Origin of the sequence: Paenibacillus sp. FSL R7-0189 (assembly GCF_037969925.1) — a bacterium.
GTDB classification, from domain to species: domain Bacteria; phylum Bacillota; class Bacilli; order Paenibacillales; family Paenibacillaceae; genus Paenibacillus_AQ; species Paenibacillus_AQ odorifer.
The window spans coordinates 4,374,264-4,400,766 of sequence record NZ_CP150223.1 but is presented as its reverse complement, the minus strand read 5'-3'; the positions used below and the strand labels follow the sequence as shown (position 1 = coordinate 4,400,766).

At 42.4% G+C, this 26,503-nt stretch carries 24 protein-coding genes; 7 read left to right on the top strand and 17 right to left on the bottom strand.

Features of this window, described 5'->3' with window-relative positions; all coding sequences use genetic code 11:
• The first annotated feature begins 297 nt into the window (after positions 1-297).
• Complete coding sequence (locus tag MKY63_RS19030; RefSeq protein ID WP_076121959.1) at positions 298-1,500, top strand: IS110 family transposase; 1,203 nt, start codon at positions 298-300, stop codon at positions 1,498-1,500.
• Positions 1,501-1,872: 372 nt separating this feature from the next.
• On the opposite strand, the gene MKY63_RS19025 is transcribed toward MKY63_RS19030, so the two are convergent.
• A complete protein-coding gene (locus tag MKY63_RS19025; protein WP_036683089.1) occupies positions 1,873-2,376 on the bottom strand; it encodes a DinB family protein in 504 nt (167 codons plus the stop codon).
• Between the two features lie 966 nt (positions 2,377-3,342).
• Between MKY63_RS19025 and MKY63_RS19020 the strand changes: the two genes are divergently transcribed.
• Positions 3,343-3,801 (top strand): hypothetical protein, encoded by a 459-nt coding sequence (locus MKY63_RS19020; protein WP_036683092.1) that lies wholly within the window; start codon positions 3,343-3,345, stop codon positions 3,799-3,801.
• 1,407 nt (positions 3,802-5,208) lie between these two features.
• Here the strand turns inward: MKY63_RS19020 and MKY63_RS19015 are convergent.
• From MKY63_RS19015 to MKY63_RS18995, 5 genes are all read right to left on the bottom strand, one after another.
• Complete coding sequence (locus MKY63_RS19015) at positions 5,209-6,384, bottom strand: MFS transporter (protein WP_036683097.1); 1,176 nt, start codon at positions 6,382-6,384, stop codon at positions 5,209-5,211.
• A gap of 24 nt (positions 6,385-6,408) precedes the next feature.
• Entirely contained in the window at positions 6,409-7,227 is an 819-nt protein-coding gene (locus tag MKY63_RS19010; RefSeq protein ID WP_036683098.1) for a helix-turn-helix domain-containing protein, read from the bottom strand.
• Between the two features lie 1,042 nt (positions 7,228-8,269).
• A complete protein-coding gene (locus MKY63_RS19005) occupies positions 8,270-9,247 on the bottom strand; it encodes a phosphotransferase (protein WP_038572637.1) in 978 nt (325 codons plus the stop codon).
• Positions 9,248-9,496: 249 nt separating this feature from the next.
• Entirely contained in the window at positions 9,497-10,420 is a 924-nt protein-coding gene (locus tag MKY63_RS19000) for a helix-turn-helix transcriptional regulator (RefSeq protein WP_076317236.1), read from the bottom strand.
• 318 nt (positions 10,421-10,738) lie between these two features.
• Positions 10,739-11,440, bottom strand: a complete 702-nt coding sequence (locus MKY63_RS18995; RefSeq protein WP_339809626.1) for a type II CAAX endopeptidase family protein — start codon at positions 11,438-11,440, stop codon at positions 10,739-10,741.
• 91 nt (positions 11,441-11,531) lie between these two features.
• Here MKY63_RS18995 and MKY63_RS18990 point away from each other — a divergent pair, with 91 nt between their 5' ends.
• Positions 11,532-12,275: a MerR family transcriptional regulator gene (locus MKY63_RS18990; protein WP_038572641.1), complete on the top strand. Its 744-nt coding sequence runs from the start codon at positions 11,532-11,534 to the stop codon at positions 12,273-12,275.
• Between the two features lie 49 nt (positions 12,276-12,324).
• Here the strand turns inward: MKY63_RS18990 and MKY63_RS18985 are convergent, their stop codons facing one another.
• Entirely contained in the window at positions 12,325-13,497 is a 1,173-nt protein-coding gene (locus MKY63_RS18985) for an MFS transporter (protein WP_036683107.1), read from the bottom strand.
• A 183-nt stretch (positions 13,498-13,680) separates the two neighbouring features.
• On the opposite strand from MKY63_RS18985, the gene MKY63_RS18980 reads away from it, so the two are divergent.
• Together MKY63_RS18980 and MKY63_RS18975 are read left to right on the top strand one after the other, a co-directional pair.
• Complete coding sequence (locus MKY63_RS18980) at positions 13,681-14,541, top strand: LysR family transcriptional regulator (protein WP_339809623.1); 861 nt, start codon at positions 13,681-13,683, stop codon at positions 14,539-14,541.
• An 84-nt stretch (positions 14,542-14,625) separates the two neighbouring features.
• Positions 14,626-15,027, top strand: a complete 402-nt coding sequence (locus tag MKY63_RS18975; protein ID WP_036683113.1) for a VOC family protein — start codon at positions 14,626-14,628, stop codon at positions 15,025-15,027.
• A gap of 737 nt (positions 15,028-15,764) precedes the next feature.
• Here the strand turns inward: MKY63_RS18975 and MKY63_RS18970 are convergent.
• From MKY63_RS18970 to MKY63_RS18960, 3 genes are all read right to left on the bottom strand, one after another.
• The gene (locus tag MKY63_RS18970; RefSeq protein WP_036683116.1) at positions 15,765-16,466 is read right to left on the bottom strand and encodes a YetF domain-containing protein; all 702 of its coding nucleotides are present in this window, start codon (positions 16,464-16,466) and stop codon (positions 15,765-15,767) included.
• A gap of 242 nt (positions 16,467-16,708) precedes the next feature.
• The gene (locus MKY63_RS18965) at positions 16,709-17,062 is read right to left on the bottom strand and encodes a VOC family protein (RefSeq protein WP_036683117.1); all 354 of its coding nucleotides are present in this window, start codon (positions 17,060-17,062) and stop codon (positions 16,709-16,711) included.
• Between the two features lie 149 nt (positions 17,063-17,211).
• A complete protein-coding gene (locus MKY63_RS18960; RefSeq protein WP_076272182.1) occupies positions 17,212-17,823 on the bottom strand; it encodes a DedA family protein in 612 nt (203 codons plus the stop codon).
• Positions 17,824-17,877: 54 nt separating this feature from the next.
• Here MKY63_RS18960 and MKY63_RS18955 point away from each other — a divergent pair, with 54 nt between their 5' ends.
• Positions 17,878-19,323, top strand: a complete 1,446-nt coding sequence (locus MKY63_RS18955; RefSeq protein ID WP_339809621.1) for a hypothetical protein — start codon at positions 17,878-17,880, stop codon at positions 19,321-19,323.
• Positions 19,324-19,569: 246 nt separating this feature from the next.
• The gene (locus tag MKY63_RS18950) at positions 19,570-19,782 is read left to right on the top strand and encodes a hypothetical protein (protein WP_038572647.1); all 213 of its coding nucleotides are present in this window, start codon (positions 19,570-19,572) and stop codon (positions 19,780-19,782) included.
• An 83-nt stretch (positions 19,783-19,865) separates the two neighbouring features.
• Here the strand turns inward: MKY63_RS18950 and MKY63_RS18945 are convergent, their stop codons facing one another.
• The 7 genes from MKY63_RS18945 to MKY63_RS18915 form a co-directional block, all read right to left on the bottom strand.
• Entirely contained in the window at positions 19,866-20,177 is a 312-nt protein-coding gene (locus tag MKY63_RS18945) for a hypothetical protein (protein WP_036683223.1), read from the bottom strand.
• A gap of 120 nt (positions 20,178-20,297) precedes the next feature.
• Positions 20,298-21,173, bottom strand: a complete 876-nt coding sequence (locus MKY63_RS18940; protein ID WP_036683125.1) for a cysteine ABC transporter substrate-binding protein — start codon at positions 21,171-21,173, stop codon at positions 20,298-20,300.
• A 19-nt stretch (positions 21,174-21,192) separates the two neighbouring features.
• Positions 21,193-21,948, bottom strand: coding sequence for an amino acid ABC transporter ATP-binding protein (locus MKY63_RS18935; protein ID WP_038572651.1), 756 nt, complete (start codon positions 21,946-21,948; stop codon positions 21,193-21,195).
• Positions 21,949-21,970: 22 nt separating this feature from the next.
• Entirely contained in the window at positions 21,971-22,648 is a 678-nt protein-coding gene (locus MKY63_RS18930) for an amino acid ABC transporter permease (protein ID WP_036683130.1), read from the bottom strand.
• Entirely contained in the window at positions 22,629-23,294 is a 666-nt protein-coding gene (locus MKY63_RS18925; protein WP_339809618.1) for an amino acid ABC transporter permease, read from the bottom strand. The genes MKY63_RS18930 and MKY63_RS18925 overlap by 20 nt, the downstream gene beginning before the upstream one ends.
• Before the next feature lie 222 nt (positions 23,295-23,516).
• Entirely contained in the window at positions 23,517-24,632 is a 1,116-nt protein-coding gene (locus tag MKY63_RS18920) for a glycoside hydrolase family 88 protein (RefSeq protein WP_076272186.1), read from the bottom strand.
• Positions 24,622-26,487: a DUF2264 domain-containing protein gene (locus MKY63_RS18915; protein WP_339809615.1), complete on the bottom strand. Its 1,866-nt coding sequence runs from the start codon at positions 26,485-26,487 to the stop codon at positions 24,622-24,624. The genes MKY63_RS18920 and MKY63_RS18915 overlap by 11 nt, the downstream gene beginning before the upstream one ends.
• Positions 26,488-26,503 lie beyond the last annotated feature (16 nt).

Here is a 26,503-nt window from a genome sequence, read left to right as displayed (position 1 = left end):
GTAAATTCGTCATGACTTAAGTTATTCGCGAAATCATTCAACTATCCTGCCCGTTCGTATTATGAGGTCACCAGATCTTTCTGGTCGACCTTTTTTTTGTATGGTCGTAAGATAGCGGTAGCCGGGGATCGAACGTTTCTGCCCGTGGGACTTGGATCCCGAGAGCTATTCTGTTCATCCCCCCTACTTGTTCAACCATGGTTAGGCTGGTTGGGACGTTGATCCCGTATCACATGCGATAGTGTGGAAGACAAGAAGGTTAGGGGTTGCCGGTGAAAATACTACAGGAGTGATGTCATGAATCCAGTCATTGGTTTGGATGTGTCCAAGGGAGAGAGCCATGCACAAGCTTTTTTAGACCGTGGAGTACCTCATGGGAAGATCTTTAAATTTAATCATGATCTAGAGGGATTATCGTCTTTTCTTAATTATGTTAGAGCAGTGGAATCAGCTGCTGGGGTGAGCCCTTGCATTGTAATGGAGGCAACAGGTCATTATCATAGCCCTGTTGTTCAGTTTCTGGATGAGCACCAGTATCTATACATCGTCATTAATCCGTTAATCTCATATGAGGCCAAAAAAACTAATTTAAGACGGGTCAAGACGGATGCTGCTGATGCCTATCAACTTGGGGCACTGTTCTATAAAGAAGAGTTTGAACCCATCAAAAAACGGGGTCAGCATCTCATGAATTTACGCTATCTAACACGACAGTATGAATCCCTAACGGGTATGTATGTTCAAGCAAAACTACAATTCCAGGCCATTCTGGATCAAGTTTTTCCCGAATACCATGGCGTGTTTGGTGACCTTTATTCGAAAGTTTCACTTCGATTTCTAGCCTTACACCCGACGTCTAAAGAAGTCCTGGGTATGACTGTGGAAGAGATTACAACAACAATCCAACGTCTTACTGGACGCGGAAGATCCGTCTCATGGTGTTTGGAACGCGCTCAAATCCTAGCGGCTGCAGCAAGGCGAAATCCCTTTAAGGAGACGGCTTTTCCAAGTCATTTGATCTCCATGCAGCTGCTCATCAAATTACTTCTTCAATACCAGGACCATCTATCAGACCTTGATAAATCGATAGAGACCCTGGCTGAAGAGTTACTTGAATATGATTTAATCCAATCGATACCCGGTATCGGCACGAAAATTGCTGCAACAATTTTGGCTGAGATTGGAGAAATCGATCGGTTCGATCACGCAAAGAAGCTGGTGGCCTTTGCTGGTGTTGATCCCAGTGTATTTGCTTCAGGTAAGTTTGTGGCAACCCAAAATCGAATCACGAAACATGGCTCGAGAAGGCTTCGTACAGCCCTGTATCAAGCTGTGCGCTGTGGTATTCGTAGTAATAGAAACAAGAAATTAAGAGCTTACTACGATAAAAAGCGTGCGGAAGGAAAGCTGTTCAAAGTAGCGGTAATTGCTTGTGTAAACAAACTCATCCACTGGATTTTTGCCATCTTAACTTCAAAAGAAGCATTTCGTCTAGAATGAGCAGCATGAAATAGAAAAAGATGAAATATATTCCTGTGCCGAAGGGGACGGTTATTTGTCATATCTTTTTTTAAGTATACCACTTCAGGAATCGGCCATTAATAATTAAATATTGACAAGCTATTAGCTGGAATAGCTTTAATGAAAAAGCAGCCGGTTGTTTGAGCGGCTGCTTACATGTTTTTATTAAATTAACGTTTCCAGTTAGTTCAATAAATCTTAACCTCAATCCGCGTGGCTCAACTTACCCGTTAGTTCAATAGAATCAACAGTTTCAGTCCGATGGTATCCTCTTGTCTATGATTCAAGCCACCACTAAAATACTTATAAATCCCACTATAGCCAAACGGCCAAAGCGGATATAATCTTACTCTAAATTACTGGAGGTAGCGCTCCGTACTCTGCCCACTGCTCTTTTGTCGGGCCGTAAAGATCCGGCACACGAAGGCCTGCCTGACGCATCAGGACTGTCATCTGACCACGATGATGAATCTCATGCTTTACGAGAATATCCAGCATTAAGCCGTTTGGCCATTGATCACCATACATATCGCTCATGATAAGCAGATTCTCATCTTTCCAACTGGACTGTATAGCATCAAGGAGCGCTTGTGAGGTCCTCTTATAGACTGACGCGATGTCTGCTGCCGAAGCTGGCACCGGCATATCTTCGCCCGGTCCTTCGAAAGACAGTCCCGTCCGAGATGGCATTTCGTGCAACGTCTGTACAAGGTGCCATGCAACACGTCCAAGCGTTCTATGATCGCTTGTTATCTGTTGGCCAAGAGACTCGTCGGTCAGCATCTCCAGTGTCCGCATTGTTGCTTCCGTTTCATTCTGCCAAGTTGCGGCAAAATCTTTAATGTGTTTATACATATCCAACATCTCCTTTTTGTAATGGAATCAAGTTTATTGTATCGAACATTAGTTCGCAAGTAAATATTTACATTTACTTAAACTACCCCCGTTAACCAAACGAAACTGCCGAAAATCATTGCGCTAATCCCGAAATGTAATTAACTACGTATGGTTAATACTTTGGATGATTTTGTTTATACTAGCCTGCCTGTTAGCTTAATAAAAAGAGCAGAATACCGAAGCACCTGCTTATCAATGTAATGTATTATTCAACTATCGTTTCCCGATAGTTGAATGCTCAAAAAAAGGGTTCTTTTTCAAATAAAAGACGGTCAATTTCTCGCTGGTTCAGTTTCTCCTTTAGCTCAGGTAAAGTGACATCGCGGAATTGTTTTTGTTCCTCTTGTTGTCTCATACCAGCGTATAGGTGGCTTTTGTATAGCTAAAACCAAGCCGTTCAGCATTCTAGGGATTCCTTTTAGGGTATATTTCTCGCCGAACTCGCGAAGGACCCATGCACGAACGTCCAAGTGCATTTCGCTTCGAATCTAGCATCCACCGTTCTTTGCTTGGCAATGGTCTCCTTCAGCCGTTCTTCTTGTTCGTCAGAAAGTTTTCGGATTCCTCCAGGATACACACCAAATTCAAGGCCTAAGTCCCAGCTTGCGTTAAGCGTTCCAAATACCCGCTGAGGGCAGGAAATAATTTGTCCAAAATGTCTACAATTTCGGTTAACGCACGTCTTTCCAAATGCCACCGGAAATACATAGAGAAGAATTGGAGATTTAATGCATAAGGAAATTAATATTATCGTAAAATGATGTTCACATGTACTTTAAAAGGTATTATTATAAAATTAGGAAAATAGAACATTTTATAGTGGGATCTTTTCCTTTACGAACCTTATCGATTCGTTCAACATTTTTGTGAATATAATGTTTTAAAGTAGGACATATTTACTGGTAAAGAAAGGTTGGGGATAGTATGTTTAAAAAAATAGGCTTAATAGCCTTTGCAGTGACTATTATTTCAGGAGTGGTGTTAATATCCAATTCAAAAGCAGACACCTATCCAGAAATGGTAACCGTAAATAAGACAGATGAACATCCTGTTAACACTAATTTTTCAACAAATAACGTGGAATCCGTAGAATCTGTAAAAGAATCCGTAGAATCAAAAATCGCAAAAGGGTATTATAGTCAACTATATACACCTCAAGGCATGTTCTTGCGAGCAGATAAACAAAGTATCTTTAAGGAATCGGAGATAGCAAGAAATTTAGATCAAATCGGACCTAATACGAATCAACTAATTTTTGAAGGCAAGTTTTTTTTAAAAGTAGATGAATCAACATTTTCGAAATTTTATCCCAATTCGTTACTCATAAATGAAACAAATGAAAACCCGACTGATGCTCATATTCCAACAAGTTCATCAAAATAGCAAGTCATAAAGAAGGAGCCGTTGTTTTTCGACAATGGCTCCTTCTTCGCTTTCATGTTTTACTTAATTATTGATAGATCCATAACCACTAACATCCGTATTCCCAATATTTTATATTTGCGTCTCTCTTCCCTTATAAAGTATTTTCAAGTTCAATATATATAGCTATATTTAAAAGCTCCGTTTCAGTCACGTCCATATCTATTTTCCTACGTTAATCTGCCCGTTAGCTTAACGGAACTTCGATATTATTGTTATTATCTGATTTAGGATGAAGACGATTTTCTATTACAAAAAAATGATTGAAAATACCTACTACTCGTATTTTATTATCTGCCTCTCCAAAAATTTTTGTTTCTGCTGTCATAAAAATAATCTGATGTGTGAGACTTGATGATTTCAAGTCATTAATAGTATGAAAGCAATTTGAGCTTTCGGAACTGTCACATTTAAGACCATGAACCTTATGGAGGTAATTATCATAATATTGACTACTTGGTTTTGTATAAGCCATCACAAATAATAATATGGAAACGATTAGAAAAGCATATTTCTTCTTGATAAAGGCACCTCATCTCTTATGGATAATCGTACCATATAATACCGCATTTAACTGCCGAATAGTGCTTTTGAATACACTTATATTCACGTTTGAAACGATTTATTGACCATCTTAACATTGTTCATTTTTGCCCAACTCTTTAAATCCGAGATACCTCTATCTTCATCCTTTAAATACCTAAATGCCATATCCAATGGGACGATCTTCCTCCTGTAAGGTAATATCCCAATAACAGGTTTAAAGTACCCCCTGGTCATTATCACTTTAATATCCTTTGAATTAATAATATTTCCATTTAATTAAATTTGCTCATTGGATAGGCATAACTCCGTTGGTTTCTTAAAAAATGTTCTGTACAATGCGAGTAACAATAAAACTAAACACAAAAGAACCACAGTTAACGAAGCGTAGAATCCCCCCCTCTGATTCCATAATCTCAATACAAGAATAGATTGACTCGATATAATAGCAATCATGCCTATAATAGTTCCAATTCTTGATGGATTCTTAACTGGATATTTTATTTCCGTCAACATGGCTCCCCCCTGTTCAAATCCCATACCTAAGAATACCACATATTGGAAGTATCCTGCCCGTTAGTTGAACATAGGCAGCCGATCCATTGACCGACTGCCTGTGTGTCGTTATTGAGTTATCGTTTCACGTTAGCGTAAAGTTAAGGTAATGAATCGACATGTGATTCGACTTCAAAAATAAATTCTTCGAGGTTATCGCAGTCAAACCAACCACTTTTTTCATTAATTTCATATAGCCCTTGAAAACCATGATAGGCAATTAATTCTATCCACCCGGCTCTCGAAATCATCAGCAGTTCGATCCATTTCTTATTTAATAGCCATAGTAGTTTTAGTCCTACTGCTCATTTTTTTAAATAGTAAGATGGCAAGAAGTAAAGCTATGCATACAGCGGAAAAACCCAGCCAATTCAAATATAGGACAGATGTACGACTGATAACTAACCCGCCTAATCCAGATCCCAGTGCAAAGCCAAATTGGATGAACGAAGTATTTACACTAAGAGCAATGTCCGGATTTCTAGGCGCCAGAGTAACCAGATATAGTTGCTGGGCCGGGGAAATACTCCACGTTGCTAACATAAAAATCATTAATACCAAGATTAATACCAAGAGATTCACTCCGGCTAGAGCGAATAAAAGCAAAGTCGCCCCTTGTAACAGGAGCCCGAGACAAATGGTAAATTCCGATCCTTTTGCATCTGCCAATTGTCCGCCTAATCTGGATCCGACAAAGCTGCAAATGCCCGCCAAGAACAGAACACCGCTGATTTCGGTCATGGAAAGAGAGGATGTTGCTTGCAAGAAAGGCGTAATATAAGTAAACAGTGTAGAATAGCCGCTGACATAAAATAACGTAATAACCAAGGCCATCAGAATGGTTGGATTTTTTAAAATAGAGAGCTGCATTCTGAGAGTAACCTTTTCCTCTTCTTTGATTGCCGGAACCTTTTTATAGATGATAAGTAATGGAAGAATACTTAATAATCCTATTAAAACAAATAGCACTCTCCATCCAAACATCTCACTAAAAAATGTGCCCACAGGAACACCAAGCACTAGCGAACTGCTAAGCCCCATCAAAATGATGCCGATGGCATTGCCCCTTTTTTCTTTTTCAACAAGACGTGTCGCTATTGCCATGGCCACAACGGTAGCAATTCCTCCGCTAGCCCCTTGGATAATACGTAACCATAGTACTGTTTCATAAGCAAGATCTACAAACATAAGTCCGTTGCTGGCAATAAACACACCTAAGGTGGTCATTAGTAGTTTTTTGCGATCTGCATTGATCGTTAATGCAATCAAAACCGGAGCGACAATGGCTGCGGAGAGGGCAAACACAGTCACCAATAATCCAACTTCTGAAGTAGATACTCCCAAGTCCACAGCGATCATCTCAATAACTCCCGTAATAATATATTCAATGGTTCCAATCAGAAAAACAGCCAGTGCCAGAACATAAATGATCCGTTTATTTTTCAATTTCCCCCACTCCACCTTCTTCAGTTATCTATTTATAATGGGAATTTGTATTTCTATGAATTGTGCATCTCGTTCTGGAGATAACGGTAAATATAACTCCCTGCCCGGTTCGTTCTCCTTGATCTGATAGTTGTTTTTCTCAATCCATTTAGCTAAATGAACACAGGCCGCACAATCAAAATTAGTATTTGAATGAAAAGCCATTGTGGCCATCATCGGTTCAGGAGGAAGAGTCCGTAGCTGAAACGGTTCTGGGAATGTTCGCAGCTCACAGGTTAAAAAATACCCGACTTCAAACTCAAACTCATCCTCTTTTCCTTCGACTTCTTTCCACAAAACAACCTGAGGACCTTGAATTAATTGACGATTTTCCGTCGTTATAAACTGATCAAATTGACGAAGCAAATCCGGAATGTCCTCTTCTTTCCCGCATGCTTTCTGATAAAGAAACAATTGAGCAGCCTCTGCCTTGACTCTGATTTCTTGACCCGTTTCGAATTGCCCCTCTTTTTCTATAAGCTGCATACGCTCCTCAATCCTGACGAGTTTAGCTTGTTCCGTATCGATGATATGCTGGATTTCGCTTCTTTTCAGCTTAAACATGCCTTGAATATTTTCTAATGAAATATTTTCCTGAAGCAGCTGTTTAATTTGGGGCAATGTAAAACCCAATTCCTTATAGATTAAAATTCGGTTGAGCTCTAGAAGCTGATCTGCGGAATAGTAACGGTAGCACGTATCCTGATCCACTTTTTTCGGCCTAAGTATGCCAATCTGGTCGTAATAACGCAGTGTTTTTAAGGACACCTTGCTTAGCCTAGAAAATGCACTGATTTTGAACAAAATATCATCTCCAATCTATAACATAATGTGAGTATACAGCTTCCCGTGCAGGGGAAAGTCAAGGATGCCTTTATTTATTTAAGAAATTACTCTTAGATGAACAAAAGCAGCTGATCGTGTTGATCGGCTGCCTTCTTGTTTATATTATGCTTCTTTCCAATGTTTAATTGGTGCGTAATAAGCCAATAAACGTTTTCACCTTTGCCCATCCTTAAATTATCGCACGGTGCAGCTAGGTTGGGCTATAGGTAGCCTAATTCTGCGCACGGTGTAGCTAGGTTGAGCTATAGGTAGCTAATTCCGCGCACGGTGTAGATAGCTTGAGCCATAGACGGCTAGTTTAAGCACTGGGTAGCACGTTTAGGAGCAAATTTGGCAGGCGGCGTTCTTTTCACCAACTGTTCGGACTCAGTTGCTCTTATTTCCATAATTCAGCTCGTTTTGCCACACTATCGGACTCAGTTGCAGCTATTCGCTCAAATGTACTTCTTTTCTACGCAAATCAAGGGCAATAAGAGCTATACAGTCCGAAACCTTCGCAATATGAACCCATATGCTGGAATAGCTGCAATACGGTCCGATACGATCAAGATCGAGCAAAAGGCAGCTAGTTTCGAGACATAGGCGGTTAGTTTGCTGCGCACGGTGCAGCTAGGTTAGGCTATAGGTAGCTAATTCCGCGCACGGTGTAGCTAGCTTGAGCTATAGACGGCTAGTTTAAGCACTGGGTAGCAGTTTAAGAGCAAATTTGCAGGCGGCGTTCTTTTCACCAACTGTTCGGACTCAGTTGCTCTTATTTCCATAATTCAGCTCGTTTTTCCACACTATCGGACTCAGTTGCAGCTATTCGCTCAAATGTACTTCTTTTCTATGCAAATCAAGTGCAATAAGAGCTATACAGTCCGAAACCTTCGCAATATGAACTCATATGCTGGAATAGCTGCAATACGGTCCGATACGATCAAGATCGAGCAAAAGGCAGCCGACCACGCAGCTGCCTGATCGTGATTCTTGAGCCATCGTTTCCCGTTAATTAAACAAACTACTCCCAGTAAGGAGTCCCACTGAAGAGAAATTCTTCTTTATTTACATATAACTTAAATTCCCGACTTGCTAATTTACTAATATGACTGGGCAACCACTCATTAGAATCAGGCAACCCAAGCCAAAAATTCATTGTTTCGAGTTGGGCCGCCACAAAGAAGCCTTCTAACTGTTGAACATAGTTATGAGGCAGGTCGAATTGTTTTGCGTATGATTCTAGCAACTGGCTTCTGAAAACTGGATGGATATAAGAAAGTGTCCAACCTAAATCGAATAAATAATATCCGAACCCGCAAGCTCCAAAATCAATGGCTCTAGCTTCTTGTTTATGAAACACATAATTACTTGGAATCAAGTCTGCGTGAATTACCCCCCAGTTGCTAGGTGTTCTTTCTATATCGTTCATCATTAAAATTGCACGCTCTCCTGCCAATTGCAGAATTGCCACATCATTTTTATTGAGCTCACCACCGTCAGCAAGCTGTTTGAGCTTTTCTAATGATTGTGAAATTCTAGTATTATCAAAGGATGGTCTAGTAAATGATTGCGGAACCTTCCAAATAGATGATTGTTTATGAAGCTTTCCGATCAATTTGCCTACGTACTCGGCATCATTGACTGTTGGAACAAATTGTTTTTGCTCACCCTCTACCCATTTTACCAATGTACAGTTCATGTCAGCTATCTTAGTAACATATTCACCAATGTTATTTTTTATAGGTGACGGTAACACCAAATCAGTATCATTTATTAATGATTCCAGCCAAATCATTTCTGAATGAATGACTTTTTCCTCAGACCAAATCCTTTCCATCGAATCATTTTTTGATAGATGTATCCGCAAACTATAGCAGTTACTTTCTTCATCTGTCACTTTATAGATAGTGTTTGCATTTTGACCAATATGATCTATTGATTGATAAGTAATTGAATAACAAGTTAATGCTTCTATTGCAACATCATGAGTATTTAACATGTTCTCCTCACTCCCCCTGAAACAACCGAATAAGGACATCGTACCATGACTTTTTCTAATAGTTCGGGAGAGAACTCTTATATTTATATTTTATGCACCACTTAGTTTATTAAGGTAACTTGCCCGTTAGTTGAATAAAGGCAGCCGATCACATTTACTGACGGGCTGCCTTTATCGTGTTTATTGAACTAGCGTATGATGTTAGCTTAACGCCATTGCCTATGCATCACCAATCTCCGATATACGTGTCTACTTTACTTTATTTAATAAGTTTGTCACCATTCTGCTCAATGTCCCTTGATCAACGAAAGGAGCAAGGCTTGCCAGCAGATCTGGGCTAAGATGTTCAGCTTCGACTCCACTAATTAACTTCTCGAGATTTTCCCTGTCCAGAAAAGGTACGAGGCTAATGATCCGGTTCGCATCAATAGTGCCATCTGCAACCCGGTCTACCAAGCGGCTTAACGTTTCTCTGCTAATAAAGGGTGCCAACCCTTGAACGGAATTCCAGCTCAAGCTACCCTCTTCTGCTTGTTGTACCAACCGATCTACATGTTCTTTTTCAAGAAATGGGGCAATTCCAACAAGATTGTGCACTTCTAAGGAACCGTCAATTGATTTATCTACCAGTCGGCTTAATGTGTCGCTGCTGACGAACGGAGCGAGTCCAGTAATGGTATTCCACACAATTTCGCCCTCTTCTGCCTGACGAACCAGTTCATCCAATGTATCTGTTCCAAGGAACGGAGCCAGCCGCATGATCATGTCTAACTTAAGGACGCTGCTGTCTAATCGTTCTGTAACCTTATGCAGAGCACTTGCTTTTACAAACGGCGCTACTTCTACAAGCTCTTCCACCTCCACCTCACCGGTATTGACCATCTCTGCAACTTGGTCCGGCCTGTTCTCTGCGATCTCCTCAACGATCGTTCCGAGGTGCGGGTGCTCCCGATTTTCTGCGTTGTCTCCTGCATTTAAAATGTCGTCTACCGTTTTGCCGAATAACCTCGCAAACTGCGGAAGCGTTCCGATATCCGGTAGCGAGTCGCCCCGTTCCCATTTAGATACCGCTTGATGACTTACATTCAGTTGGTCGGCAAGTTCTAATTGGGTCAAATCCTGGTCTTTGCGAAGCTTCGAAATATAAGCTCCAATTTTACGCAAGTCGAGCATTGTATACCTCCAATAAAACAAAATGTACAGTGCGCACTGTCGAAAACAGCATAGCATTTCCTCAAACGCAATCCTATCAAGCGGTGGTTGAATTATCCCAGGCGCTTTATTCAACTGCCGGTAGAATTGTCCACTTTTGTCACTTTCATTTATAGGTTTTTTTCTACAAATCATTTCCATTATCCTACCCGCTAGTTGAATTACACCCAGGCCTTTGGTCAGTACCGAAGTCTTAAATACGTTGCTCTCTCGTCCAATTAATGCAGAAACCCTGAGGCTCATCAGCGCTCATCGTTTATACATAATATAATCATCACTCTAACTCATCGCTGTTAACAACACCGCAATCGTATTAAACACACCGTGAACGATCATACCAGGCACGACCGATCCCGTACGTTCATAGGTCCATGCAAGGACAACTCCACTAATAAAATTCACGGGCATGGCATTCATAGTGGGAAAATGTGCAAGCGTAAAGATTAGCGAACTAATCACAATCGCCCAGCTCATACTAACACGAGTCCGTAACCAACGATATACAAATCCACGGTAAAATATCTCCTCATAAAATGGTGACACGATCCCTGCCGACACAATACCAATAATTATAGTAAATAGAGTGACATTTTGCTTCAGACTCTCTGTTTTGCTATTGTCCACCGTATTCCCAAGAAAACTAGTGAGATAGAGAGTCACCACACTGAATACGATAAGAATTAGTGTCCACAGCGCAATCCTCCACCAATCTTTCGCAGAAAATCTCTTTACTCCTACCTCAGTCCAAGGCATTTTCTTCGGTCGTAAAGCAATAAAATATAAACCTAACAAAAGTACAATTGCTATGGTAAGCCCTGTAAGAGTCCCTGAATAAAGAGTATTCCCCAACCATTGCTCATACATTGACTGTACCGCATATTTGATAACGAATATAACGAATACAAATTCAAGCGCAAGTAAAGCAATAAACTCACGCCATGTCCACTGATCAATCTTCTTCCACATTTCCGTGCTGGTCATCCTTAATCCCTCAATCCTCTGTGATATAATTTAATGATAATAGGTGACGTTACGTCACCTGCAAGCATTATTTTTGGGAGGAAAAAGAACCATGAATAGATGGACAACAGGACAAATATCCAAACAGCGGAACATTTCGGTTCGAACCCTACGTTATTACGATCAGATCGGTCTACTTACACCGAGTTATAAGGAAGATAACGGCCGCCGTTATTATTCAGAAGAAGATTTATTCACTCTCGAAAAGATAACGTTGCTTAAATCACTATCACTACCGCTTGAAGACATTCAAAATGTAATGGACAAGCTATCCTTTCGTCATATTCTAATCGCACATCATAATCATCTTCAGGAGCAGCTTGCTTCTCTTCAGGGCAGTATTGCAAATACTACTTCTTTGATCAACATGATTGATCTAGAAGGTACACTCTCCTGGGATCGGGTTTCTCATCTGGTCCAGAACGTACAACCCATTTCTAAACAATGGATCGATTACTTCAACGATGACGAAAGTACCTTTCTACAAAATGCACTACCCAATCTCAGCAGTAATGACCAGACCACTCAGCAATATGCCTCTTTGCTGCGCCGGATTGAGTGGTGCATACAACAATCTGTTCCACCTGAATCTGATGAAGGTTATTCCATTGCCTGTGAGTTAATAAAGCTATCACACGAAACCTTTAATGGAGACGAGGAATTGATGGAGAAGTTTTGGGAAGTGAGGAAGCTCCCTACATCAGAGTCAGGACTATATCCCGTTTCCGACGAAGCGCTGAACTTTGTGGAGCTTAGCATTGCTCACGCTCTAGAAAAAGAGACGGAACAGAAATAGGAGATTTCATCATATTGATAGATTTCTTTATACACCAGGTTGCGGTTTATCATAACTCGCTGGAGAACTTTTTTTTATTTCCTATAGCCATTTGAACGATAATCTGAAGCACGATGATTACAGCCAATCCATAAAATGCTTGAACGAAGCTGCCTGTTGCATCGTGCAGCCAGCCAATGGCTAGCGGCCCAAGCGCTCCGAGAATGTAGCCACCAGATTGGGTCATTGCGGACCAGCTACTGGCTTCTTGAGCACTGCTTGTTTCATCAATGGGCAACATCAGTGCAATCGGGAACAGCCCACCCGCTCCAATACCGAGCGGAATCGCCGCGAGCCAGGGGCTAACGGTTAGGTTCAGCATCAGGACACCCATCAACTCCAATAATGCACACCCGACAAGCCAGAATACACGTCTTTGGTAACGATGTACAAGCATGGGAATGAACAACGTAGAGGGCAGCGATATCAATGTAAATAAAGTTTGGATTTTGCCGGCCGTCTCTTGACTATACCCCTGGCTTTGGATTGCTGGTGCAAGCCAAGCGGTCAATGAATAGAAGATCGCTGCCATCAGCCCGAAGAATAATGTCAGCACCCAGGCACGTTTGTTGTTCACCGGAAGTGGTGCATTAAGTACACTGGAGATTTTACCGGATTGTCGATCTGCGTGCGCAGACCAGGCTAATCTCAACCATATCGGCAATGCAATGGCTGCGAGTAATGCCCATACAGCCAACGAGCCTCTCCACGAACCACCCAGCGTATGCTGTAGCGGAACCGATAGTCCCACACTAATGCTGGCCCCCATCACCATCGCTGTAGAGTAAATACCCACCATGGATGCCACTCGGTCAGGGAAGTACTGCTTAATGAAGCTGGACAACAGCGGCCCTGCCAATGCAATCCCTACACCGGACAGAAAAGAAGTGAACATCATCAAAGGAGTTGTACCAACAAACCATCGTAATCCCGTACCTAACCCAATGAGGATTAAAGCCAGAACAATTGCACCCTCATTTCCCCACCTTCTGCTTAATCGTACGGAAAACGGAGCAAATATACCCATACATAATACCGGAAGTGTGGTTAACAGACTGGCGGTAATCCCGCTTATACCAAGATCATTCTGAATGGTGCTCATGAGAGGAGAAATGGATGTAATGGGTGGCCGTAAATTCAGTGAAGCCAGAATAAGCGCCAAGACGATATAAAAAAGTTTCATTATGAATCACCTCATGGTAGTAGTATCGATGCATTCACCCATGATCCTATTTGTTAATAACAGATCTTTGGATGGTGCACGATTAAGTATAGAATCATTAGAATGATTGAACAATACTATAGTTTCTATTAAAATGATTACAAAAACCAATGATTAGAGGTCATTCATATGGAGATTCGTCAGATGGAAAACTTCATTGCTGTGTGTGAGGAGCTTCATTTTACACGAGCAGCTGAGAAGCTTGGCATATCTCAGCCTACGTTGAGTCAACAAATACGCGCGCTCGAGGATGAACTCGGAGTTCCCTTATTTGACCGAGTCGGCAAAAAGATTGTGATGACTCAGGCCGGAAATCTCTTTCTGGAGCACTGTGTACAGATGATTCGGCATTTACAGAATACCCAGGATGCGTTAGCTGAATTACGCAATGATCAACGAGGGCGGTTGGTAATTGGTGTTCTCCCTTCCGATCTGGACTATCGGCTCACCCCATTACTCGTGAATTTTCATACGCGATTCCCTAAGGTGCAGCTGAAGGTTATCTCTTCGATCTACGTCTTGAATCAAGTACTGGATAATGAAGTAGACATCGGGATCGAGATCATTTCCGCTCCTGATGACCGGCTTGTACGCATTCCTTTGTGCAGTGAAGAATATGTACTTGTCGTTTCCGAGAAACATGATTGGGCTGAACGAAGCACAATTGGAATCCAGGAACTGCGTAATATCCAAACTGTAATGTTCCCCGAAGGATTTACAGGCAGAGAATTGGTTGATGGCTATTGCCGTAAATATGGCTTCAGCTTAAATACGATCATGGAGACCAGTTCGGCAACTTCCATTATTAGCTTGGTTAAAGCCAACGTCGGAGGAACATTGCTGCCTTATCCTCTGATCCAAGCGATGAATGAACCAACACTACGCTGCATCCGAATTACAGACGATCCGCCATATCGTCACTTTGAGATCATTCATCGTTCCGACCGTTTTCTGACAAAATCGGCCAGGGCATTTATTGAGAAAACTATCGAGTATTTCAATTAAAGGTGAGTTGCGAAAGAGATCGCTTCTGCTGCCAGAAGTAGAGTATAGTAGGAAGAGTTGAAAATATATTAGGAGGCTACAGCCATGTCACAGGAGATTTGGATTAACCTGCCAGTCAAAGATGTTGAGAGGTCAACTGCCTTTTTCAATGAGATTGGATTCCAAGCGGTGAGTGTTGGTAACGAGAGAGCCAAGCTTGTTATAGGCCAAACAACAATTCTGCTGTTTCCGGATGCGGCGTTTGAGAAATTCACAGGTTCAAAGACCGCAGATACTTCCCATAGCGCTGAAGTAATATTCTCCATTGGTGCTGAAAGCAGAGAAGAAGTAGATGCCTTTATCCAAAAAGCAGAGTCTGCCGGAGGAAACATCTTTGGCAAGCCAAGTGAAACTGACGGCTGGATGTACGGCGCAGGATTTGCCGACCTGGACGGTCACCGCTGGAATCTGCTGTACATGGATGAGAGCAAAATGCCAAAACGCTAATATAAAAACGCAGGTCACCTGCATATTTGAACTAACCTTCCGTTAGCTAAACAAAGGCAGCCGCTCCATTGACTGGCTGCCTTTGTGTCGTAATTGAGTTTTTTAGGAGTGAAATTTGAAGCGAAAAGCCAACACCGACAAATCCAAGATATGGTGTAAAAATTTTGCTTATACGTTGATGAAAAGAGCTGGGAACGGAATGAATAAAGAAAATAGGGACTTCGCTGAACGAGTTCGATGATTTAGCTGGTCAACTGTACCTGAACATTGAATCAAAGTGGACTATATTTGATTCAGTTCCCTCTCAATACCCTAGTAATGAAAGTCAAATTGCAGATGTCTCAGAGGAAGAAAAGTACAGTCAAATAATAAAGCTGAGACGTGAAAAAATTACAGATATAAAATTGGGAGACGTTACTCCACATTTAATTATAAACTTGGAATCAGGAAGCCTATTATTTGTTAATGGTTTTCATGAGAAGTATGAATGTTGGCAGGTGGGAGTAGAATTTGATAATTGGCTGGTTGTTGCATGTCCAATGAATGGAATTGCTACATGGACCTCAAATAAATTTGAATAACAAAAAACACTCCATTGTCAGGAGTGTTTTTTGCTTTATATACTGATATACATTTTGTGGTCAAACTGTACTTTGTATTTGGAAGCATTACGGTGAACCGTATTATATATTCAAATTTCATGGCTACGCGATTACACTTTCGGAGGAAACATACGTTTATGGACCCTCAACCACATGTACCTGCACTGTAAGCTTACTATCTACGGTTGCCAAGATGACATTGTTCAATAAGTGGGGCTGTATTACCGTTTCCAGCCATTCGCGGTTTTTGCCGATTTCGCGTAACAGTGCATGTTCAATGTGGCCATCCACAATAATCGGTTTGGTCAGGTTAAATGGTTGTGTGGCCAACTTCAGATCAGCCGGAGTTACAGGCTGATAAGCCGTATTTACGAAGACAGAAAGAGTACCGCCTGGCTCCCATGAAGCAAAGGCAACCTTCGAGATATCCTCTACGCTCGACTTTCTCAGCTCTGCATACAAAAAATCAATAGGTAACTTTGCCTTCGATAGGTTCCGGTAATTAAGCTTCCCTTCCTGAATAAGAGTAATCGCTGGAGGATCGAAAAATTGTTTTAACAGTGGGATCTTTAAACTGAGCCAGATCGCGACTATGTATAGGATCACGAGCGAAAGAGTCGTAATCATGGAACCCTTCAGGCCAAGTTGCTCGTCCGACAGTGGATGCGCAATAATATTTCCCAGCGTCAGCGCGATGATGAAATCAAGAAACCTAAGCTGCGATATTGAACGCTGACCCATCATTTTGGCAGCAATTATAAGGAATACAAATCCGACAATCGAGCGTAAAATCCACCCTATTGCCGACAATGACTCTTGGCTCTTAAAAAAATCCACGCGCTCTTTTCCTCCGTTATCTTATTTTCCATTAATTAGGTTGCCCTATCTCTACCCAAGACATACAATTCGTAGCAACACTCTATGTAATGTTAGTTTTTTGTATCAGCGACATTACGCTCTACTGCCCGTTAGTTGAACAAAGGCAGCCGATCCCCTGACCGGCTGCCCCTATGTCATCATTTAGCTATCGCTATTCGACAGTTTAACAATCAAGATTTCTGCACGCCGTGACCACTCTTCTAATGTCTATGTGCAAGAATATTAATAAGTTTGCCAAACGGGTCGCGGACATAGAATCGCCGAACGCCCCAAGGCTCATCAACAGGCCCATATTCTATCGGAAATCCAGCTTTCTTCATGCTTTCAAATGTAGCATCGACATCATCGACTTCAATTGATAGATCAGGCGTAGGCGTTTCTGAGCCACCCTGTGAGGCAAAACTAATCTGAATGCTCATCTCCTCGTCTAAACCATAAGTTCTAATCCAACCATGATCCATCATTAAATCAAGACCGAGCACATCCTCATAGAAGCATTTAGCTGCCGTGATATCCTTCGTGTTTATATTGGCGACGATTCGTTTGACCTTCATTTCAAACCTCCCAGACATAAGTAGATTAATCTTGAATATAGAATACATTCAACATATAACAGTTAATTCTAGCACCGACGTTCCTAACCTTAATTTATCCATAATAAGCTGTGAGGCTCACCGAGCAGAAAACACCCGAAGAGTTGGCATTAAGTCTGGTTACGAAATCTCCGTACTAACCATCTCAACACAAGAAGCACCACGATTCCGCAAATGGTATAACTGATTGGGCGAATAAATTGCTCCACGATACCCCAGTTGTCACCTAAGCGGTATCCCAGATAGATCAAAGCTAAGTTCCACGGGATACAGCCGAGTGCTGTAAATGTTATGAATCTCCAAGCTTTCATTCCAGCAATCCCTGCGGGCAGTGAGATAAAAGTACGAATAAAGGGCAACATACGAGTAAAAAATACGGTACTCTCGCCATAACGCCCGAACCAACGCTCCGATTGCTCCAAATGATGCTCATTCAGGAGAATATATTTTCCGTATTTCTCTAATAACCGGCGTCCACCAGCCTTACCAATATAATAGGCAATGATGGAACCCAGTAGGTTTCCGAATATCCCAGCAACAGCAACTTCCATAAAAGTAAGCGAACCTTGCGCAATCAGCCAGCCACCGCTGAGCATAATCACTTCGCTGGGAATGGGAATACAGGCACTCTCTAGAATCATCCCTAACCATATGCCCCAAATGCCCATAGAATTAACAAGGTGAAGCGCGGATTCAGATATCCACGCAAATAGTTGATGCATGAGTGTTCACTCCGCTTCATAAATTTTCTATTATATAAGAAAGGAAACAAAATAATGGTGAAATTCAATATACACAAACTATTGTACGGCATATTCGTTATAGCCGCTATCTTGCTGATGTTCCCTAAATTTTCTTACAATGATCCCGATACCTTCTGGCATATAGAGCTAGGACAATATATGATCGAGCACGGACAAGTTCTACATCATGCCATACATACTTTTTACGGAAATAAGCTGCCCTACGTCCCTCATGAATTCGGATTCCAGCTGCTCGTTGCCCCGCTTTATGCAGCGTTTGGATGGCCGGGTGTGTATATTTTGACCGCTGTATGCTTGTTCTTTTTAGTGCTCGGATTGCTTCGGCTGGGTAAGGTTTCACGCAAAGAACTGGGACTTCCGGAAGACCATGTTCTCCTGCTCCCTTTTGTGCTGCTAATTTCTTGCTGGATTTATTATAATTATTTCAAAGGCCGTCCACAGATGATCTCTTCGTTTATGATTGTCTGGTTTTTCGTATATTTGCGTGAATATCAAATGAGTGCTCAAAAGAAATATGCCGCTGCGATGATTGCCCTTTCTATTGGCATTGCCAATTTCCATGCAGGAGTATGGCTTGTAATTGCTGTATTTACAGGGATGGCCTTGCTTGAATCATTGATCCAAAAAACGCTGAATGAGCGTAAAATTATAGTCTTCGGTCTCATCTGGTTAGTTGGCATTCTAAATCCAGGCGGCGTAAAAAGCCTCTTGTTTATTTTGACAGTAACGAAAAAGAACTTTAACCTGCTGATTAATGAATGGCAGCCGATTCGGTTCAATAGCTTGGATAATTTGCCCATTCTACTGTTGCTTTTGTTCTTTGCCTGCACACTTCCTTTTGCACTCCAGCGTAAACCGTTCCGTTTTTTTCTTATGCTTGGGATTCTATACCTCGGTGTATCAAACTTCAAGCAAAACCTGTTTATGTGGCTGTTCATTCCCTATTTTGCGGCTGTATTTTTTGATGCGCTTCCTGAGTTCACCAAAACAGGTATTCTAGTCCGACAAAGTACATTACGAGGGTTACTGGCAGTTGGTCTGCTGCTAAACATTGCTTATCTATTCCTTGTACCACCAGTTATTGACGCTAAAAAATATCCTGTAGATGAAATGGACTATATTCTGCAGCATACACCTGAAGGTACACGTCCCAAAGTTCTCGCCCACTACGGTTCATCCGGCTATGTCATGTTCCGAGGGGGAGCTGTGTTATGTGATGGCAGACAAGATCCCTTCGTGACAAAAGATTCTCTTGGCGTATTGGGTTGGACTGCTTTTGAACGCTCGATGCACGGATTCTCTGAATACCTTCCCGAGATCGTTAATTACGATCATCCCGATTATGTAATTACGAGCAAAAAGGTCTCATATAAGCTACTCAAGGAATGGACACAAAAATTCGGTCAGCCCGTATTTACAGGGACCTATGGCAGTGTCTTCTCGTTTATCCCAGAGTGATGATCCAGCTCGTTAATTCCTCACTCTGTAGAACGCAAAAAAAACGCTGACCTGAGGCAATCTAGCCAATAGTCACCGATCCGCAATTAAGTATTCTGATTAATAACATCCACATGGTAAGGATATACATAATTACGACAAATAAGAAAAATAAGTTAGTAAAATATCAAATCTAGCGTTGATTGTTCCGAAATTGTATAGTATTTTATGGAAGAAAGGTAATTTAAAAGAAGGGAGGAATTAAAAATGGACAAGATGTGTATGGAAATGATGATGAACATGTGTATGGATGATATGATGTCTAAGATGAACTGTATGAAGATGGGCATGGAAAAAATGTCTGAAATGGGCATGATGGATATGAACATGGATATGATGATGAAAAAAATGCAGGACTGCGATGAAATGATGACTATGTGTATGACAATGATGCGCGAAGGAATGCAAATGTCTAAGTAGCCTATAGACCATCGTAAGTTTGGCAGAGCAGACTAACTGCATGCCTTTTTTTATTTTCTTTTTTATCACAATGTGGGCTTAAATTATATCCTGATATATCTACTCTGAATCTTCTTCGATAGATTAATCCGTTCCTGCTTTAACTCCCAGATTTTCTCTTTCCACCGATACTGCTCTACTGGATCCACACTTTCTCTCAGCTTATTAAATAAATCCATTAATATTGCATTTATATCGTCGAATTGAATCCACAGCTCGTTCACACTTTGTTCTGTTGTCTCAGCATGAGAAGCCTTACTCAGCTTATTCAAACGGTCTATGATGTCAGCTTGCCACTGTCCATCGTTAATTGCTTTGGCGTAGTTTAGAAGATCCAGATAATCATCGACAGACATTTTCACCGACTCCTTATTCTTTGTATACCCAGTATTATACTCGGCATTATAGAAATTGCAATAGTCTATCAGCAGAAAAGGCATCTTCTCAGATGCCCCCGCAATGTTATTCCTAATCTGTTACTGGATTTTCCCGCCTTCAACAACAAGCTCATCGGTATATCCTTCACCGTAAATTTCATTTAAGGTTTCTTTATAGGCTTGATGGATAAATTGTTCTTTACCAAGGGTATCAAGTTCTGTATTAATCCAGTCCAATAATTCCTTATTCCCCTTTGCCACTGCTGGAGCAATTGTATCCTGACCCCCGAAAGCAGGAATGCTGACCGTAAATCCAGGATTCGATTTAGCCCAGGCAATGAGTTCTGTATTATCGTTAGCAATTGCCGCCCCCCGACCATCTTTAAGCGCTGCAAAAATCTCGGTGTACTGATCAAATTTGAGCAATTCAATATCCGGATATTCTTTGGTAAAATAGGTTTCCGCTGTCGTACCTTTAGCTACAATGAGCTTTTGCTTGTTCCCTTTTAATTGATCAATGGAAGTGATTGGAGCACTGTCTGGGGATACGATCCCAAAGGATAATTTCATGTACGGATTAGCAAAATCCACTTTTTCTTTTCTTTCCTCGGTGACCGTAAAGTTAGCCATAATGATATCAACCTTACCCGATTCAAGATAAGCCACGCGGCTGGCAGCATCAACTAACACAAATTCAACCTTCGATTCATCCCCCAGCAGATCCTTGGCAAAGCGTTTGGCAATATACACATCAAACCCTTGGTTTTTACCCTCAGCGTCCACATAACCAAAAGGTGGTTTGTCTGCAAATACGCCGATCTTAATCTTCCCTTTCTTCTTTAGCTGTTCAATAGAAGTGAATTTAGAAGATGCTGAGTTTCCATTGTTATCCGAACTATTGCCGCACGCAGCCAATCCCATCAATAATATACTTACACCTACCAGCATCGTTAGCCATTTCAAACTTTTCTTCATTTCTCTTCCTCTCCTATTTCTATAATTTTTCGTACTGAAATATATCCAGAAAATGCTGGGCACGTTCTGTCGCAGGGTGGGTAAAAAATTGTTGCGGGGCAGCGATCTCACATATCTTGCCTTGATCCATAAACACGATCCGATCCCCAACCGATCTGGCAAACCCCATTTCATGAGTCACGATGATCATCGTCATTCCTTGCTGAGCAAGCCCTAAGATCACATCAAGCACTTCCCGAACCATTTCCGGATCCAAGGATGCCGTCACTTCATCAAATAACATAATCTCCGGATTCATACATAAAGCTCTTACTATAGCTATTCTCTGCTTTTGTCCACCGGAAAGCTGCCGTGGATAGTCAAGTTTACGCTCAAGCAGCCCAACCCGCTCTAAGAGCTGTTCCGCTTGCTGCGTTGCTTCTTTGAGCTCTCTCTTTTGTACTTTCAGAGGACCTAAAAGAATGTTATCCATAACCGTCATATGCGGGAATAACTCATAATTTTGAAAGACCATTCCGATATGCTGCCTAACTTCACGCCAATCTACAGCAGCCCCCGCAAGGTTCTGCCCACGATATTGTATCGCCCCTTCCTGAACCGGCTCCAAACCGTTAAGACAACGCAGGAACGTACTTTTTCCACAGCCAGAGGGACCGAGAATAACGATTACTTCTCCTTTTGCCACCTGCAATTCAATGCCGTCCAGAACCTTTCGCTCTCCAAAATATTTGTGTAATTGTGTAACCTCCAGCAGGAGTTCTCCGGAATCTGCCATTACAACCGTTCCTTCCTAAGCCTTAATTTTGCCATCTGCTTTCAACTTTTTTCGAAAGTCTGGATAACGGAAAACATACAGAAAAATATAATATAAAGATAAAGCCGTATACCCAGAAGGAAGCGGTGGGCGCTTTTATCACGCCGAGTTCAATAATCTGCTGCCCGATCTTTACCACCTCAATCACTCCAATCAGCACCACCAGTGATGTTGTCTTGATCATTCGTGTGGCAAGATTAATCATTCCCGGCAGCATTCTGCGTACAGCCTGCGGAATCAAAATATGCCGATAAAGTTGACTGCTGCTCAGACCTAGCGCCCTGGCAGATTCCACCTGATGTTTTGGCATAGATTGCAAAGCTCCACGAACAAGATCCCCAATCTCCGCAGCTCCCCATAAGCTGAACACCAATATAGAGGTAGCCTCCCCGCTGATATCGATATGAAGTAATGGAGAGAAACTGAAATGTACTACATACAGCCACACTAGAATCGGAATAATTCTAAAGGTCTCCAAATAAAGACGTAATATAAACCTTAAAGGCCTCGATCCCAGCGTCCGGAGCAATCCCATAAGGATACCTAATAACGTACCGATTCCAATAGAGAGGAATGAAATTTCAATCGTTACAAGTAAGCCCCCTAATAATCGTTCGAAATTAGAACCTTCAAAAAGCACCTCAATCCCCGAATTCTGCATATCTCACCTTCCTTTCCACCCAAGTCAATAAAAGCGATAAGGGCAGGACTAACACAAAATAGGCGAGTACCAGAAGGAGCAGAGACTCCGCTGTTTTGTAATGCATGCCGATCAAGTCTTTTGCCACATTCATCAAATCCATTAAAGCAATGGCACCTACAATAGAGGTCTCCTTCAGAAGAAAGATCGCATTTGCCCCTAAAGAAGGAATACTTATCGCAAAGGCTTGGGGAAAAATAACATATCTGATCAGCTGCAGCTTAGACAGTCCAATGCTCTGACCTGATTCAATCTGCGATTGGCTAACTGCCTCGAACCCACCACGAAAAGCCTCCGTCATATAGCTCCCGCCCAAAAATGTCATGCCTACAATCGCACAGGTCATCTCACTAAAGTGAATTCCGATCTTAGGTAAGCCATAGTAAAGAAAAAAGAGCTGCACAAGTAAAGGGGTGTTCCGTGAAAGCTCAATGTAGATCTTAATAACATCACTAACGATTTTGACTTTATAGTACAAGACGATACTGAACAGTAAGCCAATAAGGAGTGAGAAGACAATAGCTAACAACGCTAGCTTCACTGTCAGCCACATCGCCTCACTATAAAGCGGCAAACTCTCATAGATAAACTTCCAGTCTAAATTCATATCTGAGTAACCCGATCCCCTTTTCTTAATTTCTAATAATTATCAAAATCTTACATTAAACCTTACGTGTGGTGATATGATTTTATTCATACTATTCCAAGTAAATAACTACGTTTTAAATTTCTTGTATAGTAGTCCACAAAAAAAAGAAAACCGCTAAGAGATTAGTCTTAGCAGTTTCCTTTTTCTATAGGCTAAACCTTTCCACATTCTAACATCCCACTACCAATAGCCTCGGATGCCAGTCTGCAAGCGGATCAACGCTTCCAAATAATAATAATCTCCCCAAATCATATGACCATCAGGCACACGTCCACCTCTCACATGATAAGAACCATGCTCTAAAAGTCCCTCTGCTTCCGGATTTCCAGATGTCGCATAATGTTCCACTAGGGATTTCATGCTACGGTGTAAAGCAACTTCATAAATGGCCCGGTCCGGATCATCTACGCCTAGGTGATCGAGCAGTTCCAAAAGACCGGCCGCAGCAATCGCCGAAGCCGAGCTGTCGCGAGGGGTATCCGCTCCCACTGGCACATCGAAATCCCAATAAGCCACACTGTCCTCCGGTAGATGGCTGATAAAATAATCCGCTAGGCTCTTAGAGGTCTTAAGAAAATCCTCATTCTGCGTATAGCGATACGCCAGAGCAAAACCGTATATTCCCCAAGCTTGACCCCGTGTCCAGGTCGATCCGTCCTCATAACCTTGATGTGTTCCTCCACGAATTGCATTTCCGGTAGCCGGATCAAAATAAAAAGTATGGTAAGAGGAGGCATCCCCACGCACAAGAAATTTCCGGCTCTTAAACGCATGTTCGAGCGCTATTTCATAATAGCGCTTATCTCCTGTTTCCTCCGCTGCCCAGAACAATAGAGGTAAATTCATCAAGCAGTCAATAATAATACGTCCCGCATTCTCCGGGTCACTCTCCAGTCCCCAGGCCTGAAGAATCCCTGCTGGTTCACGCCAGCGCTTGCACAGCGTGTCCGCAGCTTGCAGGCCGACAGCTCGCGCCGCTTCGCTGCCCGTTATTTTCCACTCCGCTACTGCAGTCAGTGTATACAAGAAACCAATATCATGATGGTCCAGGGCAATGTGCTGATCCAGACGATGCTTGAAGTCCCCTAACCAAGAGGCTGCCGCCTCCTTATAGCATGAATCCTTACTATATTCATAAGCAAGCCACATCATCCCAACATAGAAACCCTCTATCCAGTCGTCGTTGTCTCCCCATTCGTACTGTTGCCCCTCAGCGATATGAGGCAGTTTGCCCGGATGGTTAGCAATATTGCTCCCAACTTTGTGAATCGCATCCTCAATAGCCTTATTCCACATCTTTGTTTCTCCCTTCCCTTAAATCAACAGTATGCAAAAGTGTATCGTTACTAGGTTCGTATACAGCAACCCTTCCGTCCGAGTGCCATTGAATAAGCGGTGGTGAAGAAAGACTTGCCTGGTTCTCCGGAGTATTCGTCGCTCCGAAGACAGCAGATATCAATACTTGATCTCCCGGTTCCAGTCTGGAGCACAAGCTCGGAAGAAGTGTCCGCGGCTTCAGCAGATTGGTATTCGGCTCGGGATGTACGCACTCTCCCCGATCAAAGCCGCTTAGCCTATGTATGGCACTGATTCCCCAGGGCAGCTGCACCGAAACAGCAGTGTTTGATACCTTAATGGTTTCCCGTTCACTGTGCGAGAAGCCAGCTGACTGGCCAATGGCAAATCCACCCTCCGCTACATCCAGCCGCCGGGCAGTATGAATGCTGTGAACACGAACATGCCATAGACCTGCCGGAATAATCCATGTCTCCACGTGTACATCACTCCAGGGATGCCAGCGGGAATATACATAGCTGTCTCCGATTTCCCAGGTCTCGCAGAATCTGCGTACCCGATAGTGTTCATCACATTCGCATAGTGCGAGTGTAGAATCGTAAGCGCCTTGAACCAACCCGTAACCCGCTTTCGGGACACTAAAGCCAAACAGAGTGGAATATGCAAATTTAGAATATTTGGCTGCGCTATGGGCCATATCAAAGTTAGCCATCTGGCCAGAGGTATAGGCAATAACATGCCGATTTGCTTCCGGGCGACTCACTAGCATACGCGCCTCTTGGAGAGCCCGTACCTCTTTCAAAATAGGCAGCGGCTCTTCCTCCGCCTGCCAAAAAGGATGATCATCTGGCAAGGCAAGAATAAGCATAGCTTTAAAGGCCCAATACGGAGATCCGGGGGCGTTGTAGCTCTCTGTCATGACTAGATTCGGATAAGCATATCCGATGCTAAGCAGTCCGTCTAATCCCATAATAGGTTGTTCAAACCACCAACGAAAATGACGCATAATGATTCCTTTAAGAACGCCATATGAAAAAGGAACCACTTCTGCATACACCAGCGCACTCCAGAAAGAAACCTGTGCAAAACGATAGGTCAGGCTACGACCAAAAGGAAGTGCACTTCCGTCCTCAGCGAACCAATAAATGAAATCCTCGGCAAATCGTGCGGATCTTTCCCGATAAACAGCAGCTCTCTGAGGATCATCATCCGCCATCAGCTTAGCGTATATCAGCGTATAATAATGCATAGCAAAAGCAATATAATAATCCCTCTGATCGGTCAATCCATCGGAATACCAACCGTCACCAAGATAGTAATTATCGATCTGCGCTAGATAATCATCCATTATGCTCTGATCATAAGGTAATCCGACTTTCTTGAAGCCCACATTCACAAGAACCGTGAACATCAGCCAGTTATTCGGATTGGAACGATCCACATGATTAATCTGATTCAGCCAGTTATATACATTCATTTTCTGCGTGTCGCTCAGCGGCTCCCACATTTTATGTGGTGCAAGAGCAAGCCCCAATCCCAACACGGCCTGCTCTACCATACGCTGATCTTTGGTAGTAAATCGCCCCCAATATTCTTCATGCTCCGGGTCTGTTCCGTTGATGATCCCTTCCAGAAACATCGGCCAAAGTGCACTTTCCCCTCCACCGCTGGCATGGGGAACAAGGCCCCATAGAGGACGGGCGAAAGCTTCCATAAGCGCCGTAGCCTCATTGTAAATCGATCCTGTAGCGCCCATATTAATTCCTGCACAACCAGAGGTAAATCTGCTCTCCAGTGGAGTATATAGTTCATTTAGGAACATCTGTAATTCATTTCTAGTGCCCTTTATTTCCACAGCAATGTTTCCTCCT

Bases quoted from the DNA above. Each gene is read 5' to 3' on its own strand.
- MKY63_RS19025 (WP_036683089.1), bottom strand. From the start codon at position 2,376: ATGTATAAACACATTAAAGATTTTGCCGCAACTTGGCAGAATGAAACG.
- MKY63_RS18955 (WP_339809621.1), top strand. From the start codon at position 17,878: ATGGTGAAATTCAATATACACAAACTATTGTACGGCATATTCGTTATA.
- MKY63_RS18930 (WP_036683130.1), bottom strand. From the start codon at position 22,648: ATGCAGAATTCGGGGATTGAGGTGCTTTTTGAAGGTTCTAATTTCGAA.
- MKY63_RS18950 (WP_038572647.1), top strand. From the start codon at position 19,570: ATGGACAAGATGTGTATGGAAATGATGATGAACATGTGTATGGATGAT.
- MKY63_RS19030 (WP_076121959.1), top strand. From the start codon at position 298: ATGAATCCAGTCATTGGTTTGGATGTGTCCAAGGGAGAGAGCCATGCA.
- MKY63_RS18935 (WP_038572651.1), bottom strand. From the start codon at position 21,948: ATGGCAGATTCCGGAGAACTCCTGCTGGAGGTTACACAATTACACAAA.
- MKY63_RS18985 (WP_036683107.1), bottom strand. From the start codon at position 13,497: ATGAAACTTTTTTATATCGTCTTGGCGCTTATTCTGGCTTCACTGAAT.
- MKY63_RS19000 (WP_076317236.1), bottom strand. From the start codon at position 10,420: ATGCTCGACTTGCGTAAAATTGGAGCTTATATTTCGAAGCTTCGCAAA.
- MKY63_RS18965 (WP_036683117.1), bottom strand. From the start codon at position 17,062: ATGAAGGTCAAACGAATCGTCGCCAATATAAACACGAAGGATATCACG.
- MKY63_RS18945 (WP_036683223.1), bottom strand. From the start codon at position 20,177: ATGTCTGTCGATGATTATCTGGATCTTCTAAACTACGCCAAAGCAATT.
- MKY63_RS19020 (WP_036683092.1), top strand. From the start codon at position 3,343: ATGTTTAAAAAAATAGGCTTAATAGCCTTTGCAGTGACTATTATTTCA.
- MKY63_RS18980 (WP_339809623.1), top strand. From the start codon at position 13,681: ATGGAAAACTTCATTGCTGTGTGTGAGGAGCTTCATTTTACACGAGCA.
- MKY63_RS18995 (WP_339809626.1), bottom strand. From the start codon at position 11,440: ATGACCAGCACGGAAATGTGGAAGAAGATTGATCAGTGGACATGGCGT.
- MKY63_RS18975 (WP_036683113.1), top strand. From the start codon at position 14,626: ATGTCACAGGAGATTTGGATTAACCTGCCAGTCAAAGATGTTGAGAGG.
- MKY63_RS19005 (WP_038572637.1), bottom strand. From the start codon at position 9,247: ATGTTAAATACTCATGATGTTGCAATAGAAGCATTAACTTGTTATTCA.
- MKY63_RS18990 (WP_038572641.1), top strand. From the start codon at position 11,532: ATGAATAGATGGACAACAGGACAAATATCCAAACAGCGGAACATTTCG.
- MKY63_RS18920 (WP_076272186.1), bottom strand. From the start codon at position 24,632: ATGTGGAATAAGGCTATTGAGGATGCGATTCACAAAGTTGGGAGCAAT.
- MKY63_RS18960 (WP_076272182.1), bottom strand. From the start codon at position 17,823: ATGCATCAACTATTTGCGTGGATATCTGAATCCGCGCTTCACCTTGTT.
- MKY63_RS18940 (WP_036683125.1), bottom strand. From the start codon at position 21,173: ATGAAGAAAAGTTTGAAATGGCTAACGATGCTGGTAGGTGTAAGTATA.
- MKY63_RS18925 (WP_339809618.1), bottom strand. From the start codon at position 23,294: ATGAATTTAGACTGGAAGTTTATCTATGAGAGTTTGCCGCTTTATAGT.